The sequence below is a fragment of the Psychrobacter sp. TB55-MNA-CIBAN-0194 genome (assembly GCF_040309505.1).
Taxonomy (GTDB): Bacteria; Pseudomonadota; Gammaproteobacteria; order Pseudomonadales; family Moraxellaceae; genus Psychrobacter; species Psychrobacter fozii.
In genome coordinates this window covers 1-237 of record NZ_JBEOOW010000763.1, presented here as the reverse complement: position 1 = coordinate 237, position 237 = coordinate 1, and the positions used below count along the sequence as shown (strand labels likewise).

Sequence of the window (237 nt, the reverse complement as noted above, 5' to 3'; positions counted from 1 at the left end):
CAATTACCACTTAGTAAACTGTTCTCTAATTGTGTGCGTATATTAAGGTAATCATTCGCGGTTAAAGTTTGTTCTTTAGGTAACAGCTTATGCAAATTTCGCCAATCTTTATCAAACAAACGGTTAGCAATGCTGGCTACCGATTGGTCAGCGTTTTGTAATTGCTTTTGATCCCAAAACTTGCGCCATTGTTTGTCTATTAACCAGGTTGTTAACGACAGTATTAAACGATTATAG

1 protein-coding gene is annotated in these 237 nt (G+C 36.3%); it reads right to left on the bottom strand.

What is annotated here, in order from left to right; translation table 11 throughout:
* Positions 1-237: hypothetical protein (locus tag AAEY75_RS17015; RefSeq protein WP_352260356.1), on the bottom strand; the 237-nt coding region annotated here is incomplete at both ends.